This is a genomic window from Rhodococcus sp. OK302 (genome assembly GCF_002245895.1).
In the GTDB taxonomy this organism is placed as follows: Bacteria; Actinomycetota; Actinomycetes; order Mycobacteriales; family Mycobacteriaceae; genus Rhodococcus_F.
On record NZ_NPJZ01000001.1, the window covers coordinates 1,892,297 to 1,908,063 of the forward strand.

13 protein-coding genes and 1 pseudogene are annotated in these 15,767 nt (G+C 60.0%); 10 read left to right on the forward strand and 4 right to left on the reverse strand.

The features are described from left to right. The first annotated feature begins 105 nt into the window (after positions 1 to 105). The 3 genes and pseudogenes from BDB13_RS08760 to BDB13_RS08770 all read left to right on the forward strand — a co-directional run bounded on the left by BDB13_RS08760 (position 106) and on the right by BDB13_RS08770 (position 2,379). Entirely contained in the window at positions 106 to 411 is a 306-nt protein-coding gene (locus tag BDB13_RS08760; protein ID WP_206040933.1) for a DUF6412 domain-containing protein, read from the forward strand. 111 nt (positions 412 to 522) lie between these two features. Then, a pseudogene (gene yidC / locus BDB13_RS08765) lies at positions 523 to 1,452 on the forward strand (membrane protein insertase YidC); the annotation flags it as partial. Positions 1,453 to 1,506: 54 nt separating this feature from the next. Continuing rightward, positions 1,507 to 2,379, forward strand: a complete 873-nt coding sequence (locus tag BDB13_RS08770) for an oxidoreductase (RefSeq protein ID WP_094271294.1) — start codon at positions 1,507 to 1,509, stop codon at positions 2,377 to 2,379. Between the two features lie 73 nt (positions 2,380 to 2,452). On the opposite strand, the gene BDB13_RS08775 is transcribed toward BDB13_RS08770, so the two are convergent. The 3 genes from BDB13_RS08775 to BDB13_RS08785 are packed head-to-tail and all read right to left on the reverse strand — an operon-like array spanning position 2,453 to position 4,352. Next, on the reverse strand, positions 2,453 to 3,466 hold the full coding sequence (locus BDB13_RS08775; protein ID WP_094271295.1) for an NADP-dependent oxidoreductase: 1,014 nt from the start codon (positions 3,464 to 3,466) through the stop codon (positions 2,453 to 2,455). Further along, positions 3,466 to 3,894: an organic hydroperoxide resistance protein gene (locus BDB13_RS08780; RefSeq protein ID WP_094271296.1), complete on the reverse strand. Its 429-nt coding sequence runs from the start codon at positions 3,892 to 3,894 to the stop codon at positions 3,466 to 3,468. The genes BDB13_RS08775 and BDB13_RS08780 overlap by 1 nt, the downstream gene beginning before the upstream one ends. Next, positions 3,891 to 4,352: a MarR family winged helix-turn-helix transcriptional regulator gene (locus tag BDB13_RS08785; protein ID WP_094271297.1), complete on the reverse strand. Its 462-nt coding sequence runs from the start codon at positions 4,350 to 4,352 to the stop codon at positions 3,891 to 3,893. The genes BDB13_RS08780 and BDB13_RS08785 overlap by 4 nt, the downstream gene beginning before the upstream one ends. A 160-nt stretch (positions 4,353 to 4,512) precedes the next feature. Here BDB13_RS08785 and BDB13_RS08790 point away from each other — a divergent pair, with 160 nt between their 5' ends. Both BDB13_RS08790 and BDB13_RS08795 read left to right on the forward strand, forming a co-directional pair. Further along, positions 4,513 to 5,421, forward strand: a complete 909-nt coding sequence (locus BDB13_RS08790) for a hypothetical protein (protein WP_094271298.1) — start codon at positions 4,513 to 4,515, stop codon at positions 5,419 to 5,421. Between the two features lie 335 nt (positions 5,422 to 5,756). Further along, the gene (locus BDB13_RS08795) at positions 5,757 to 8,306 is read left to right on the forward strand and encodes a helix-turn-helix transcriptional regulator (RefSeq protein ID WP_254922760.1); all 2,550 of its coding nucleotides are present in this window, start codon (positions 5,757 to 5,759) and stop codon (positions 8,304 to 8,306) included. A gap of 17 nt (positions 8,307 to 8,323) precedes the next feature. Here the strand turns inward: BDB13_RS08795 and BDB13_RS08800 are convergent, their stop codons facing one another. Next, positions 8,324 to 9,079, reverse strand: coding sequence for a MerR family transcriptional regulator (locus tag BDB13_RS08800; protein ID WP_094274786.1), 756 nt, complete (start codon positions 9,077 to 9,079; stop codon positions 8,324 to 8,326). A 281-nt stretch (positions 9,080 to 9,360) separates the two neighbouring features. On the opposite strand from BDB13_RS08800, the gene BDB13_RS08805 reads away from it, so the two are divergent. The 5 genes from BDB13_RS08805 to BDB13_RS08825 all read left to right on the forward strand — a co-directional run bounded on the left by BDB13_RS08805 (position 9,361) and on the right by BDB13_RS08825 (position 15,699). Continuing rightward, positions 9,361 to 12,816 (forward strand): indolepyruvate ferredoxin oxidoreductase family protein, encoded by a 3,456-nt coding sequence (locus BDB13_RS08805; protein ID WP_094274787.1) that lies wholly within the window; start codon positions 9,361 to 9,363, stop codon positions 12,814 to 12,816. A gap of 106 nt (positions 12,817 to 12,922) precedes the next feature. Further along, positions 12,923 to 13,729 (forward strand): MerR family transcriptional regulator, encoded by an 807-nt coding sequence (locus BDB13_RS08810; RefSeq protein WP_254922761.1) that lies wholly within the window; start codon positions 12,923 to 12,925, stop codon positions 13,727 to 13,729. Beyond that, a complete protein-coding gene (locus tag BDB13_RS08815; RefSeq protein ID WP_254922762.1) occupies positions 13,726 to 14,571 on the forward strand; it encodes a hypothetical protein in 846 nt (281 codons plus the stop codon). Before BDB13_RS08810 ends, BDB13_RS08815 begins: the two co-directional genes overlap by 4 nt. 43 nt (positions 14,572 to 14,614) lie before the next feature. After that, positions 14,615 to 15,229: a TMEM175 family protein gene (locus tag BDB13_RS08820; RefSeq protein ID WP_094271302.1), complete on the forward strand. Its 615-nt coding sequence runs from the start codon at positions 14,615 to 14,617 to the stop codon at positions 15,227 to 15,229. Between the two features lie 20 nt (positions 15,230 to 15,249). Next, a complete protein-coding gene (locus tag BDB13_RS08825; RefSeq protein WP_094271303.1) occupies positions 15,250 to 15,699 on the forward strand; it encodes a helix-turn-helix transcriptional regulator in 450 nt (149 codons plus the stop codon). Positions 15,700 to 15,767: the final 68 nt, after the last annotated feature.

Here is a 15,767-nt window from a genome sequence, read left to right on the forward strand (position 1 = left end):
TATCAGAGTAGAAAAGTGTTGTTGCGCCGGCGTGACATTGCAATGACGAAGGAAGTTCACGCGGAGTGATTTTTTCTCGCAGAACAATCGTGTACGTTCGATTCCATGAATCAGCAGGGAGCGAGCACGGTGACGCGGTCACTGTTGCTACTTCTGCTTCCGTTCATCGCGTTGCTTGCCGCTCCACCGCTCAGTTCCTCGGGCAGTGCTGCCGTATTGGGAACCGCGATCGCGGTGTTTGTCGTCGCGGCGTTGTCGGCGTCGCCGATGTACGAAGCACTCCAACTGCGCGCGGTGTCGTCCCAGGGTCCGTCCGGCGATGAACGCTGCTTGCGTGGTGCCTTCCGTCGGCAGAGCAGCCCGGACGCACCGGGACGTCCGCAACCTCGAGCACCGGGAATTGGTCGCTAGATCGACGTAGTGCGGGGTTGAACCCGTCGTAGGTCGGTCTCTCTGGCTCAGTCCACGACCATTCCCGCGTTCGGATTCTCCGAACGTCCCTCTTGGCGAGGTTCATTCATCATGCTCGATTTTATCTATTACCCCGTGTCCGCAATTCTGTGGTTTTGGCACAAGGTCTTTTCTTTTGTTTCCGGATCGCCGGACAACGGCATCGTGTGGGCGCTGTCGGTGGTATTCCTGGTGTTCACGCTCAGGGCGATTCTGTTCAAACCTTTTGTCAAGCAGGTTCGCACTCAACTGGTGATGCAGAAGCTGCAACCGCAGATCAAGGTGATGCAGAAGAAGTACGCCGGCGACCGGCAGAAACTTGCCGTGGAGATGAGCAAGTTGCAGAAGGAGCACAACTACAGCCCGTTGCTCGGGTGTCTGCCGATGCTTGTTCAGGCACCTGTTTTCATCGGGCTCTATCACGTCCTCCGCTCGTTCAATCGGACCGGAGCGGCCTCCCACCTCCCGTTTCTCAGCCCGACCGAGCCAATGTCGATCGCGGACAATGCGAATACGGCCAACTATTTCTTCAGCGCTTCCGACGTGCAGTCATTTCTTGACGCGAAGTTGTTCGGGGCGCCGCTGTCGGCCATGATTTCGAGTCCGGCCGCCCAATTGGAAGCGTTCGGCGACGTCACCAGATTGTCCATCGTCCTGGTCGCTGTTCCCCTGATGGTCTTTGCGGCCGTGGCGACACATTTCACGTCGAGAGCATCGGTCGCGCGGCAGGTTGATTCCGGGATTGCCAACCCGCAAACGGCAATTATGAACAAACTCGCATTGTGGGTGTTTCCGGTCGGCGTGATCGCGTTCGGTTCCTTCGCGCCGGTCGCAATCCTGATCTACTTCGTCAGCAACAACTGCTGGACCTTGGCTCAACAGCATTTTGTGTACGGCAAAATTGCCGCGGAGAAACGCGAAGCCGACGTGGAACCCGCGCCGAAGCCGGCACCCACAGCGCCGGCGCCGGGTGCCAAGCCGATCAAAGCCAAACGGAAACAGTGATCAGAAGTTCAGCCATTCCTACCGCTGGGTAGCGCACGTACGCTGGATTTCATGACCAAGTGGACTGCAGATGACGTTGTCGATCAGACCGGACGAAAATTTGTCGTGACGGGCGCGAACAGTGGGTTGGGGGAAGTGGTCGCGCGGGCGCTGGGTAAAGCCGGCGCCGACGTCGTGCTGGCGTGTCGGAACACATCGAAAGCGGATGTAGTCGCTGCTGAAATCGGCTCGAATGCCGTGGTGCGCAAACTTGATCTCTCCGATCTGTCGTCGGTACGCGAGTTCGCCGATGCCACCGATGCCGTTGACGTCCTGGTGAACAACGCCGGGGTGATGGCGGTGCCGTTCCGACGAACGGTGGACGGCTTCGAAATGCAGATCGGTACCAACCATCTCGGCCACTTCGCACTGACCGGACTGTTGAAGGACAAGCTGACCGACCGCGTCGTCACGATGTCCAGCATGATGCATCAGTTGGGCACTATCGATCTCGACGATCTCAATTTCGAGCACCGCAAGTACAACCGGTGGCGCGCCTACGGGCAGTCCAAGCTCGCGAATCTTCTGTTCACGTATGAACTTCAACGCAGGCTGGCGGCTTCCGGTTCGACGCTGAAGGCATTGGCGTCGCACCCCGGTTATGCGGCGACGAACCTGCAGGGGCACACCGAGTCGATCCACGACAAGCTGATGGGCATCGGCAATCTGGTCGCGCAGTCCGCGCAGATGGGTGCCTTGCCGGAGTTGTGGGCGGCTACGGCGCCCGACGCGTTCGGTGGCAGCTACATCGGGCCCGACGGACCGTTCGAGCAGCGGGGATATCCGAAAGTTGTTGGCTCGAACAAGAAGTCACATGACAAGAAGACCGCAGCCGGCCTGTGGACTTTGTCCGAGAAGTTGACCGGAGTGTCGTTCGGAATCTGATCCACGACGACGATGGCCGCGAATCCCAGTGATTCGCGGCCATCGCCGGTCATGAAAGATGTACCTGTGAAAGCTACAGCGTGACAACCATCTTGCCGGTGTTCGCGCCGCGCATCAGATCGATGAAGGCTTGCGGAGCGTTCTCCAGTCCTTCGACGATCGTCTCGTCCCACTCGATCTTGTTGTCGGCAAGCCAGCTTGCCATGTGGGTGCGGAATTCGGGTCCGAGGTGGCGGTAGCCGCCGACCAGGAACCCGCGCAGCGTGAGACCCTTGCCGATAACTGCCGCCAAGTTGTGGGGAGCCGTGGGCTTCTCGGTGGTGTTGTACTGAGCAATGGCTCCGCACAGGGCAATTCGGCCACCCTGGTTCATGGAGTTGATCGCTGCCTCGAGGTGTTCGCCGCCGACGTTGTCGAAGTAGACGTCGATGCCCTCCGGTGCGGCTGCTGCAAGGAGTTCGGTGACCGAGCCGTCGTGGTAGTTGAACGCCGCATCGAAGCCAAGCTCGAGCAGACGTGCAACCTTGGCCGGTGAACCCGCGCTACCGATAACGCGCTTGGCGCCCAACAGCTTTGCGATCTGGCCCACGAGCGAACCGACAGCTCCGGCTGCGCCGGACACGAAAACGGTATCGCCTTCTTTGAACTCGGCCACAGCAGTGAGACCGGCGTAGGCGGTCAGGCCGGTCATGCCGAGCGCGCCCAGGTAGGCCGTGGCGGGAGCGATGGACGTATCGGCAGGCCCAGCCGTCGCAGCGTCGACAACGGCATATTCGCGCCATCCGAGACCGTGGACGACGACGTCGCCGACAGCCCGGTCAGGAGACTTGGATGCAATAACTTCGCCAACAGCGCCGCCGTCGAGCGGAGCTCCGATCTGGAACGGCGGCAGGTACGACTTCACGTCGTTCATGCGTCCACGCATGTACGGATCAACCGAAATTGCGATGTTACGCACCAGGATCTGGCCGTCTTCGAGTTCGGGGAGCGCAGCCTCTTCCAGCGAGAAGTTCTCGGCGGTGGGCCACCCGTTGGGGCGTGATGCGAGTCGGATTTCGCGGCTGACAGTGGGGTTGGTGGTGCTCATTAGTCGTCTTCCTTGGTTACTTCGAGGGTGACCTCGATATTGCCGCGAGTTGCGTTGGAGTACGGGCACACCTGGTGTGCCTTCTCCGTCAGCTCGACGGCCTGGTCATGGGACAAGTGTGGGAGTGAAACTTCAAGCGTCACAGCGAGACCGAAGCCTCCGGCTCCGTTGGGGCCGATGCCGACGCGGGCGCCTACAGCAGAATCTGCGACGTTTGCCTTCTCGGCGCGGGCGACCATCTGCAGCGCAGAGTGGAAGCAGGCTGCGTACCCGGCCGCAAAAAGCTGCTCGGGGTTGGTGCCGTCGCCGCTACCACCCATTTCCTTGGGGATCGCCAGATTGAGATCGAGGCGTCCGTCGGAGGTGCGAGCATGACCGTTGCGTCCTTCGCCCGTGGCGAGCGCTTCTGCGGTGTACACGATGTTCATGGCTTCTTCTTTCCGTCGGAGTGTGCGTTCGATGATTGAAGTGTTTTGCCGAGTCGGACCAGAACCTCGCGGAGTTCGCCGAGTTCACTCAGGCTCAGACCGGTAGCTTCTGCGAGCCTGGCCGGGATGTCTTCCGCCTTGGAACGCAGCGTTGCGCCGGCCTCGGTCAGGTGGATTTCGACGCGCCGCTCGTCGGTGGAGAGGCGTCGACGCTCGATCAGTCCTGAACCTTCGAGCCGCTTGAGAAGCGGCGAGAGGGTGCCGGTGTCGAGATCGAGTGCTTCGCAAATGTCGCGAACTCCCCGGCCGTCGCGTTCCCAGAGCGTCAGCAGGACGAGGTACTGGGGGTAGGTGATTCCCAGGTCGTCGAGCATGGCTCGGTAAGCGGCGGTGGTGGCACGCGACGCCGAGTAGAGGGCGAAGCACACCTGGTGGTCGAGGGCGAGCGGGTTGGTCACAAGGAAGACTGTAGCGCAATGTTTAGTTGTGCACAACCTAGTTGTGCAAAATTGACTTGCTGGGTTCCGGGGGAGTGTGCAGTAATCAGACAAATTTCAGGGCAAGGTGCGGCAGAGTGGACATGATGACGGACGATGTCGGACCTCACCTTGGGTTATCGTGCTGATCGGCCTGATCGCGGCCTTGGTTGCCTGCGTGGGCTACGGCGTCGCGTCGGTGATGCAGGCCTACGGTGCGCGGAAGTCTGCCGCCGCCGCGGAACTTCGCGGGGACGATCGCCATGTGACGGCGTCGGGTGGACCGACGATGCGTTCGACGTTTGCGGCCGTACTGACGGTGTCCTTCATCGTCGGAACGCTTCTCGACGTAGTCGGTTTCGCCGGCAGCGCCGTGTCCGCGCGACTCATTCCACTTTTCTTGTCGCAGACCGTCATCAGTGCCAACTTGGTCATCACTGCGGTCCTGGGCACCGTGGTGCTCGGAATTCAACTTCACCGACGCGACTGGTTCGCTATCAGTGCCGTGATCGTGTCGCTGCTACTTCTCGGGGTCTCGGCCGGTGATGCCGGCGGAGGCAGTTCGAATGCCGCAGTGCATTGGGGAGTTCTCGCCGGATCGACTGCGGTTCTGCTGATCGGCGTGGGCCTGATCCGATGGCTCGGGTCCCGAGCTGCCGTCGTCTCCGGATTGATCTCCGGAGTCCTGTTCGGTGGTCTGGCTATTGCAGTTCGAGTTGTCGAAGGGATCGACCCTTTCGATGTTGCTGTGCTGCTGCGAGATCCGGCGGCCTGGGCGATCGCGGTCACCGGTCTCGGTGGCTTTTATCTTCACACCGTTGCGTTGCAACTCGGCTCGGTGAACGGTGCGACGGCGGCTCTTGTCGTCGGCGAAACCGTGGTGCCGGGGATCGTGGGTGTGATGATTCTCGGTGACGCGTCACGGCCCGGCCTGGAATGGTTGGCAGTCGTGGGATTTGTGGGTGCCATCGCCGGCGCGGTCGCGGTCGCGGTATTCGGCGCTGCCAGCCATGATCCGGAGGACAAGGCCTCCGTGGAGGTTTCTGTTTAACGGTTTGTTGCGGTCCGGGCGTCGTCAGTTCTCGGGATCCGGGCATCATAAGGAAATTGCGCCAGGTCAGATGGTATTTCGACAAAATGGTCGCGATAAGTGACGGAGTGCACAGGATGAGACAAAACGGGCATATTTTGGCGCGGCGCAGTCTCGCGATGCCATTCGGATATGTCTATTGTCGTTACCATGCGCGGATCTGTGGGGACTTCTTGCCTTGACGCGAGATCTGTTTCCGATCGACACGAGGTGTCAGGTACATCGTGATATCCGGATCAAAATCGGCTCGCGTCGGACAGGGTTTTCGCAGTCACGTTTCCTTGCGGCGCAGGCTCGTGGGAACAACATCGACGACGCTTCGGGCGCGACTCATCGAGAGGATGCAGGCACCCGCCGGGTTGACGGTGCTCGATGCGCCACAGGGTTTCGGAAAAACCGAACTTGCCGGATTGTGGTTGTCCGCGATGGGTCCGGTGCCGACCCGTCCGGTGGTGTGGGTGCCGGCGCCGACGGAGCGGATGGATCGGATCGACTACTGGAACAACGCGCTCGCCGTAATTCAGGATTCCTGCGTGGCGTTGAGTGGGCCGGCCGAGCATGAAGATCCCGAACGTGCAGTCCGCGAGTACCTTCTATCGTCGAGTATCCCGTTTGTTGTCGTGTTCAACCGAATCGATTTGGTGGACGGGGTCGGCCTCGGAATCCAGCTCGCTTCCTTGCTGGCGGAGGTATCGGGTCTAAAAGTGATTGTGACGCTCCAGGATCGATCGATCAGCGACATTTTTGACTGCGTCGCTATCGACGAGTATCTGTCCGTAGACGATTTGAGGTACACCCTCGAAGAGTCGGTTGCGTTGTTCTCGAGCGCCGGAATCGCACTGTCCTCCAATATTGTTCATTCAATCTGTGAGCAACTCGCAGGCGTACCGGCGTTGATGAAGCTGGCATCGAATGTCGTGAACGCGCTGCCGGTGCGATTGCGTAGTCACGAGAAAATTCAGCAACGCATCGATCAGGCGCTGTATGTGTACATGAAGCGACAGACCCTCCGAGAATCGAAACCGACTGAGCTATCGAACTTTGCGCTGACACTGTCCGTTGCACGGACCGTGACCCCCGAGATAGCTCGGTTGGTCACCGGGAACGACGACGCGGCGACTCTGGTCGGCAGACTCGAATCGGTCGGCCTTCTCTTCCGGATGGCAGACGAGAGTCCGGCGCGGTGGTACTTTGCGCCGGCAGTTCGAGAAGCACTGATGAGGATCGGCGACGATATCGGCGGTGATTCTCCCGCTCGATTGGTTCAGCTCTCCGAGCATTGCCTTGAATCGGCTGACATTGCCGGTGCGGTGCGCTACGCACTCGATGCACAAGCATGGTCGACGGTGGCCGAGATCCTCGATAGGTATTGGGCAGATCTCCTGGTAGATCATGGCAGATTGGCCCGAAAAGCTTTGTGGTCCATGCCTGATCACATCATGTCGTTATATCCCGCCATGCAGATCGGACGCGACCTACTGGAGCGCCGATTGCGTACACAGTCGACAGGCAACAACACATTGCCGTCGGACGTCTCGAAATTGCGAGCTCTGGGCGGCGGTGCGGACGCACTCGCCCTACTGAACAGCGGAACCGTTCAGATCGTGATTCTGCGGGCCTCCGGTGAGTACCTACGCTCTGCCGGGATCGCTCGTAAGCTTTCCCATGTGGCCGCTGGATTGAGCGGCGAGCAGAAAAAGGATTTCGGGGTTCAGCTACCGGCGCTGCAACTGATCTGGGGTGTTTCGCACCAACTGGTCGGCAACTTCGACGAGGCGCAGGACGTGTTGTCGATTGCGTACCGGGGTGGGCTCGAGTACGGCCCGTGCTTTGTGGCACGACATGCGGCCGGAAATTCCGCACTCAACGAAACCTTGCGCGGCAACTTTTCGGAGGCGTCGCGGTGGCTCGACGAAGAAAGTACCCATCCCAATGTTCGGGGATGGCTAGGACCTCCGTCCCATATCGGCGCTGCAATCGCCCGGGTGTGGGTTGCCCTGGACGCGTTGGATTTTCGAGGCGCCGCTTCGGCGATCGAGATTCTCGACAGCATCTCGCCGGCGGGGGATCTCTGGGCATTCGCAGCGTATGCCCGGGCGCGCTGGGCACTGGCAACCCGAGATGATTTCGGGGGACTCGTCACTCTTCAGCGGGCGGTCGCTACCAACGAACCGCCCGTCATCTGCCCCGGTTCGATCGGTACTGCGATGCTCGCCGCAGCACGAGTCGACCTGTTGCTTGCAGCGGGGGAAGGGGAGAAGGCGCTTGACGAGGTCAGTGCCTTCGACAGCCCGCCGCCGATAGTTGCCATATCGGCGGCACGCGCACAGTTGCTGACCGGAAACCCCGAGCAGGCGCTACGTGTGTGCAGTGAAATCGACTGGAGTGAAAACCATTTCGCCAGGGTTCGAGTCGAAGCGCACTTGATCGAAGCAATGGCGCATCAGAGCGTGGGGAGGCAACCGGAGGCGTCCGCTTCGTGGGCGTCGGCTCGCGCCTCGATTGCTGCTTCGGGCGCATTGTCGGCGTTGGCCACGGTTCCGCGGGACCTGATCACGCAACTCGACGCTCAGGATCCTGACGGTGGTGTGCTGGTTGCAGAATTTCTGGATTCCGAAGTGGCCGAGATCTACCCGTCCGCTATCGAACGTGTCACGCTTACAAGTCGCGAAGCAGATGTATTGCGGGAACTGGCCGACAATCTCTCCCGCGCGGACATCGCGCAAAAGTTGTTTGTCTCGCCCAACACTCTGAAGAGCCACATCCGAAGTCTCTACCAAAAGCTCGGGGTTCATTCTCGCGACGAAGCGATTGCCGCTGCCCACCGGCTTTCGCTTCTCAGTTGACGGTTGGTCGGGCAGATTCAGCGTAAGTGGTTCTCGGCGTAGACCTCCATCGCATCGCGGATCAACTCCGCTGTCCCGCCGCCGTGAGCGTCGTAGTTGGCTCTGAACCGTGGATCTTCGACATACATTCGACCTAGCCCGATGAATGCGTCGGCTCTCGGTGTTCTTCCCTGCCAACCGATTTTGATCCACTCGAACTGTCGATGAGTGATCTCTTGAACAGTGGGGTCGGTGGGTCCGAGGCCCCGGACTGCGGCGTCGCCGAAGGCTGCGGCAATGTCCTGCTGTGCGCTGTGGTGCGATTTCTTGTCTTTCTCGGTCATCGAGCGCCACCATGTGTCGCCGCGGCTGTACGCGTCCTTACCCCAACGTTCGATCACCTCGTCCTTGTATTGGTTGTTGTCGAAACCGTCGAAAATTTCCTCGGGCATGAGTGCCTGGCCTCTCTGTGTTTTTTTCAATGTCGTTGTCACGGATTCGATCTGGCGTTCGATGCGAGATCTCTCTTGCTCGAGCAGGTCCAGATGAGTAAGCAGCGCGCTTGTCGTATCTCTTTCACCGGCAAGGATTTCCGCGATGGCCGGTAGCCCCAGTCCGAGTTCTCGCAGCAGCAGGATCCGTTGCAGGCGGATGAGTGCGTGCTCGTTGTAGAAGCGGTACCCGTTGGTGCCGGTTCGGCTGGGTTCGAGAAGTCCGAGTTCGCCGTAGTGGCGAAGGGTTCTGCTGGTGGTTCCCGCGGCCTTCGCGAGCTCTTGGATGGACCATTCGTTCACCACGCTGCCTTCCTTTCTTGCCCTGATTCCTGAGTTCAGTATGTAAGTTGACGTTGCGTCAAGGTCAAGCCGAATTCGGGACTGATTTCTGTTGTGGCCACGAATGCGTCTCCAACTGGCAGTTTCGATGAACTAAGCAACGTGATCCAGCTCACAAATGAGCGAAATGAATAGTTCCAGTCCCTAGTGTTGACGCTTTTTCATACCTGGATAACGATCATCTGAACAGATCGAAATATGGGGTGTGTTCAGGTGCGCTTCAGATGGGAACGGTGGTCACGATGACTGAACTGGTGTCGGGCGTAGCCCAGACCAAGCCCTACGACCTCGATGATCGGTACCGGTCGGGATCGGGCCCGGTGTTGCTCACCGGTGTTCAGGCAATTGCACGCGGGTTCGTCGAACAGCACGTCCGCGACATCCGTGCGGGTAAGCGCATCGCTACCTTCGTCTCCGGATATCAAGGCAGCCCGTTGGGTGGCGTCGACAAGATGCTTCACGGAATGCCCAAGGTCCTGGCGGAACACGACATCACGTTTGTTCCCGGATTCAACGAGGAACTCGCTGCCACTGCGGTCTGGGGAAGCCAGACCGATCTGCCAGTGGGCACAGCAACACACGACGGTGTCACAGGAATTTGGTACGGCAAGGGGCCCGGCGTCGACCGCGCGACCGACGCCATCCGCCACGCAAACATGTACGGCGTCAACCCCAAAGGGGGAGTGGTGCTGCTGGTCGGTGACGACCCGGCATCCAAGTCGTCGACGGTTCCCGCAGTGAGTGAACGCTCTCTCGCCGCAATGGGAGTGCCGGTTCTGTTCCCCCGCAATGCCGAAGAGATCATCACGATGGGCATGCATGCAGTTGCGCTCTCCCGTGTCTCGGGTTGTGTTGTGGCACTGAAGATTGTCGCGGACGTCGCAGACGGAGCCTGGACGGTGGACGGCAGCATCGCGGACTTCGACATCGTGGTCCCCGAGGTTCAGTTCGAGGGTAAGCCGTTTGTGTACAAGCAGCGGCAGATGGCAGCCCCGCCGGACAGTGTGATTGCCGAAGCCGATTTGTACGGCCCGCGTTGGGATCTGGTTCACGCGTACGGCGCCGCCAACAATCTCGACGTCATCGAGGTTGATCCCTCCGGTGCAAAGATCGGTATCGCGGCCACCGGAACCACATTCGATTCCGTGCGTCAGGCTCTCGCAGACCTGGGCGTCGACGATGAAGCTTTGCACCGCGCCGGAATTCGTTTGTTCCGTATCGGCATGCCGTACCCGGTCGTCGGAGACACGGTGCGCGAGTTCGCCGCCGGACTCGAACAGATCATCGTGGTCGAAGACAAAACTGCGTTCATCGAGGCGCAGATCCGCGAAATCCTGTACGGCGTCGACGACGCTCCCCGGATTATCGGCAAGCGCGATGGTCAAGGTCGCCTTCTCATGCCTGCCAGCGGCGAACTTACCGCCGGCCGGCTACTGGCCCCGCTGCGCCGGGTGCTGAAGCCGCACGTCGAACTCAAGCGCACCCTTCCCGCTCCCTTGTCGCTGAATGTCCTCTCCGCCAAGCGAACCGCGTACTTCTGCAGCGGGTGCCCCCATAACCGATCCACCGCGATCCCCGAGGGTTCCATCGGCGGTGGCGGAATCGGTTGCCATACCTTGGTCACGATGTCCGGACGTGAGGACAGTGCAGTCACCGGGCTGACCCAGATGGGCGGCGAGGGTAGTCAGTGGATCGGTCAGGCCCCTTTCACCGACGTACCGCACCTGTTTCAGAATGTCGGCGACGGAACCTTCTTCCACTCGGGCCAGTTGGCGGTCCAGGCGTGCATTGCTGCCGGTGTGAACATCACCTACAAGTTGCTCTACAACGAGGTAGTGGCAATGACCGGCGCGCAGGATGCGGAAGGTGCGCTCTCCGTTGCACAGCTCAGCCACAAGTTGACCACCGAAGGTGTCAAAGCGATCATCATCTGCGCCGACGATCCCGCGCGGCACAGCAAACGGGCTTTGGCCAAGGGCACCAAGCTCTGGCATCGTGATCGTCTCGACGAGGCGCAGAAGGAACTCCGCGAGATCAAGGGCGTCACGGTTCTGATCTACGACCAGCACTGTGCAGCCGACGCGCGTCGTCAGCGTAAGCGCGGCACTCTGCCGACGCGCAACACCCGTGTTGTCATCAACGAAGCAGTGTGTGAAGGCTGTGGCGACTGCGGCGTCAAGTCCAACTGCCTGTCGGTTCAGCCGGTGGACACGGAATTCGGCCGCAAGACGAAGATCGATCAGACATCCTGCAACACCGACTACACGTGCCTCGACGGCGATTGCCCGTCCTTCGTGACCGTGGAGTTGGTTCCGGGCAAGAAGGCGCCCAAGGTAGTTCGCCCGCAGCCGCCGGTTGTCCTCGACCCGGAGTTCGGTCCACTCACGGCTACGCAGAACGTGTTTCTCGCGGGTATCGGCGGCACGGGCATCGTGACCGTCAACCAGGTATTGGCAACGGCGGCACTGCGCGCCGGACTCGAGGTTGAAAGTTTGGACCAGATCGGACTGAGTCAGAAGGCCGGACCCGTTGTCTCCCACCTACGTTTCAGTGAGGGAGCACTCGAACCGTCCAACCGACTTACTCCCGGCAGTGCCAACTGCATCGTTGCGTTCGATCTACTGACCGCGACGGACAACAAGAACCTCGAATACGGAAACCACGAATCGACCATCTCCATCGCGTCGACGTCGCAGACTCCCACCGGCGACATGGTGTACGACAAGGCTGTTCGCTACCCCGAAGAGACATCTCTTCTGGCTCGCCTGGACAAGGTATCGCGGACCCTGCGCTCCTTCGACGCATTGGCCGCGGCGCAGGAGTTGTTCGGTAACACCGCTGCTGCCAACTTCTTGTTGATCGGCGCGGCCTACCAGAGCGGTGGACTCCGTCTGCCAGCCGAGTCGATCGAAGAAGCAATCGGAATCAATGGTGTTGCGGTGGAGTCGAATATCGCAGCGTTCCGCTGGGGCCGCGTCGCAATCGCCGACCCCGCTGCATTCGAAGCCGTCATCACGCCGGCCAAGTCCGTTCGGGCACCGGTTGTCGTACCGGCACATGTATTCGCCGGAACAAGCCTCACGGGAGAAACACTTCGATTGGTGGAACTGCGTGCAGCACAGTTGATCGAGTTCCAGTCCGTCAAGGTTGCGAAGCGTTACATCGACCAAGTTCAAGCCGTCTGGACTGCTGAGCGCGCTGCAACCGAGCGAACCGACTTCAGTGAAGCGGTCGCCCGCGGTCTGTTCAAGTTCACTGCCTACAAGGACGAGTACGAAGTTGCTCGGATGCTGGTTGACCCCGCCTTCATCGAGGACGTCAAGTCGCAGGTTCCGGCCGGGGAGAACCTGACCTACAAGCTCCACCCGCCGATTCTCAAGGTGATGGGACGCAAGAAGAAGATCGGCCTCGGACCCAAGTCGCATGTGGCACTGAAAGTTCTGGCAAAGGGCAAGAAGCTTCGCGGCACCAAGCTCGATCCCTTCGGCTACATGCATGTCCGCAAGATCGAGCGTGAACTGCTGGCTCAGTACGAGTGCCTGATCGGTGACCTGTCCAGCACACTTGCTGCCGACGGGTACGCCCGCGCAGTGGAAATCGCAGGGCTGCCCGACATGGTTCGCGGCTACGAGGACGTCAAGCTCGGAAACATCGAGCTGTACAAGGAGCGTCTGCGTGAACTCGGTATCACCGCCTAGTTCGATGTAAGGAACGACTGTGCCCCAGCGACTATCTTCGCTGGGGCACAGCTCTGTTCACTGTCATTCTTGACCTTGACGCAGCGTCATGGTTCAGACTGTGGGCATGCGTATAGGTCAGCTTGCCGATGCTGCACAGACCACACCGAGAACCGTGCGGCACTACCACCGACTCGGGCTACTGCGAGAAGCGGATCGACGTGCGAACGGGTACCGCGAGTACACGATGGACGACGTCGTACGTCTGGTTCGAATCCGGTGGCTGGCTGAGCGCGGGGTGCCGCTGGGCTCGATAGCGGCACTGTTTTCCGCCGATGAGTTGGACGAAGGTATGAGCGATACCGTTGCCGACCTGCGTGCATTGATCGGGTCGGTGGAAGCTGAACAGGCGAAGTTGGCGCGGCGCCACGGCGGGCTCACTGCGATGCTCGCCGATGCGGAGAACGGCCGACCCATTTCCGCGTTGCCCGCAGAGGTTGCGCGTGCTCTCACACATGCAATCGACACTGCCCAGTCAACCGCGGTTCATGTTGCGCTCGAACGTGAACGAGACCTCCTGGAAGTGCTGGCAATGACCGGCAACCTTCCCGAGGAATTTCTGCTGTCCTACACGTCGGCAATTGCGGACGACAAGGCGCGACCGATTTATCTTGCGCTCCTGTCCGATTGGTCGAATCTGGAAGGGTGCGAATTGGATTTGGTCGAGGAGGAAATCGAAGGACTTTCGCGGAGACTTCTCGACCAATTCGATGAACAGGCGGTTTCAAACCTGAAGGCTGATACTGCCGGCTTCGGATCACAGATGCCCGTCTTGCTCGAAGATGTCATTCCCGATCCGGCGCAACGCGAGGAGGTGCTGCGAGTTCAACGCGCTCTTCTCGCGAGAATGACTGTGACGGGAGATCGTAAATGAAACCTCTGAGCACCAAAGCTTTTCATCGAAGAATGCAATTAGTAACCGCTCTGGTCTTCCTTATCAACGGGGCATTCGTCGTGACTGGCATTCTCACGGCAGGGCAGGCGGTACTGCTCTTTCTCGCTGTCGAAGCGCCGTTGGCGTTGTTTGTCCTCCTCGGGTTCGTGAGAGCGTATGTGGAGTGCCGCCGTCGTGGACTGGGAGCTACCGCCTCGGTATCCGAGGTGCTCGGCGATTCCCCGTTCTGGCGGCCGATTCGGACGGAACTCCTTGCCTACCAGTCGTTGTGGTTCTGGTTGCGTGGACGAGACAAAGGTGTCGAGTCCGGCGGTATTCCCATTCGGGCCAGTGGGGGATCACTGGTTCTCCCCGTAGCTTTCGGTATTGCCACTGTCGTCGAAATTGCAGTTCTGCATCTCCTGATTCCGTGGATGTGGCTCAGTGCGATTCTCGCAGTGGTATCGGTGTGGTCGTTACTCGCGTTGTTCGGCTACCTCGCCGTTCATCGTGTGCACCCGCACTTTGTGACCGATTCTCGTTTTGTGGTGCGGCAATCGGGCAAGGTTGTCATCTCGATCGATCGCGCACTCATTGCGTCGGCCCGCTGTAGTCGCCGATACGGCGATACGGCACCAGCGTTGGAAGGTGGTCGACTGGTGCTGCCGAACCTGGACGGTACCAACATCGATGTTGTTCTGAAACAACCGATTCCCGCTGGATTACCGTCGATGATTCCGCGCTATCGCCGCAGTGGATCCGTCGACAGAGTCAGTTTGTACATCGACGAACCCGCGGATCTGGTGACGGCGTTATCGAATGTCGTAAATGTCGAGAAGTAGTCAGAGACCTGCGGGTTTCGTTTGTGGCGCTTATGCTTCCGCGATGGCAGAGACTGCAGAACGGACACGTTACTTCGAACGGTACGTCACCTTCATCGATGCAATTGCGGCAATCGCGATCACCCTGCTGGTGCTTCCGCTGGTCGAATTGACCAGCGATCACGACGGTACGACAGCGGAACTACTTCGGGAGCATGCGGCTCAGTTCTATGCCTTCGGACTCAGTTTTCTGGTCATCTTTCGGTTTTGGTGGTCTCAGCATCGGTTACTTCGCTTCGTGATCGACGGCGACGCAGCCGTGGTTCGGAGCTTGGCGCTCTGGGCGCTGACAATCGTCTTCCTGCCGTTTCCCACAGCTTTGGTGGCTACGGCATCCGTGGAGACGACAACGAGGGCGCTGTATATCGGGACGATGGCGGTCAGCGCGGGATGTCTCGCGGTGATGGCTTGGGGCCTGGATCGGAAGCCGGAGCTGAGTGAAGGCGATGCGTCGTCAAGCGTTGCAGCGACGACAGTCACGACGTTGATCCTCGTTGTGGCGCTGCTGATCAGCGTGCTGATTCCCGCCACGACTTACTACCCGTTGCTGTTGCTCCTGGTTTCGACGCCACTCGAGAAGCTCTGGAAACGATTGGCTTCGGGTGCACAACGCGATTGAGACGTGGCACGATCGATCAGGTGACCAGCACAACCGCCGAAGCACAACGACTGCTCGATCTCGCGCTGCTGCGCCGCGTTCGTGACCGGATCGACCGTGAGTACGCGAAGCCGCTGGATGTCGAGGCGCTCGCGCGCGGCGTGAACATGTCGGCCGGGCACCTCAGCCGCCAATTCCGTCTTGCCTACGGAGAGCCTCCGTACGCCTATCTGATGACGCGGCGCATCGAGCGCGCGATGGCGTTGCTGCGTCGCGGCGACCTCAGCGTCACGGAGGTCTGTTTCGAGGTCGGTTGCAGCTCGCTCGGTACCTTCAGTAGTCGTTTCACCGAGTTGGTGGGAGTTCCTCCCAGCGTCTATCGACGGGATGCTGCGCAAACGACGGTGGGATTGCCGTCGTGCGTCTCGAAACAGGTGACAAGACCGGTCAGGAATCGAGAAGCGCCGACGCCCGAATCGCAACTATCGTGACTGCATCCGAGAATTGCGCTGAGCTATCCAGCCGTCACGGCTAAGTATTTGTATAGACGGACACGACT

Excerpts from the sequence above, each read along its gene's own strand:
- BDB13_RS08780 (WP_094271296.1), bottom strand. The coding sequence starts at position 3,894 with ATGAACATCGTGTACACCGCAGAAGCGCTCGCCACGGGCGAAGGACGC.
- BDB13_RS08820 (WP_094271302.1), top strand. The coding sequence starts at position 14,615 with ATGGCAGAGACTGCAGAACGGACACGTTACTTCGAACGGTACGTCACC.
- BDB13_RS08815 (WP_254922762.1), top strand. The coding sequence starts at position 13,726 with ATGAAACCTCTGAGCACCAAAGCTTTTCATCGAAGAATGCAATTAGTA.
- BDB13_RS08775 (WP_094271295.1), bottom strand. The coding sequence starts at position 3,466 with ATGAGCACCACCAACCCCACTGTCAGCCGCGAAATCCGACTCGCATCA.
- BDB13_RS08810 (WP_254922761.1), top strand. The coding sequence starts at position 12,923 with ATGCGTATAGGTCAGCTTGCCGATGCTGCACAGACCACACCGAGAACC.
- BDB13_RS08805 (WP_094274787.1), top strand. The coding sequence starts at position 9,361 with ATGACTGAACTGGTGTCGGGCGTAGCCCAGACCAAGCCCTACGACCTC.
- BDB13_RS08760 (WP_206040933.1), top strand. The coding sequence starts at position 106 with ATGAATCAGCAGGGAGCGAGCACGGTGACGCGGTCACTGTTGCTACTT.
- BDB13_RS08770 (WP_094271294.1), top strand. The coding sequence starts at position 1,507 with ATGACCAAGTGGACTGCAGATGACGTTGTCGATCAGACCGGACGAAAA.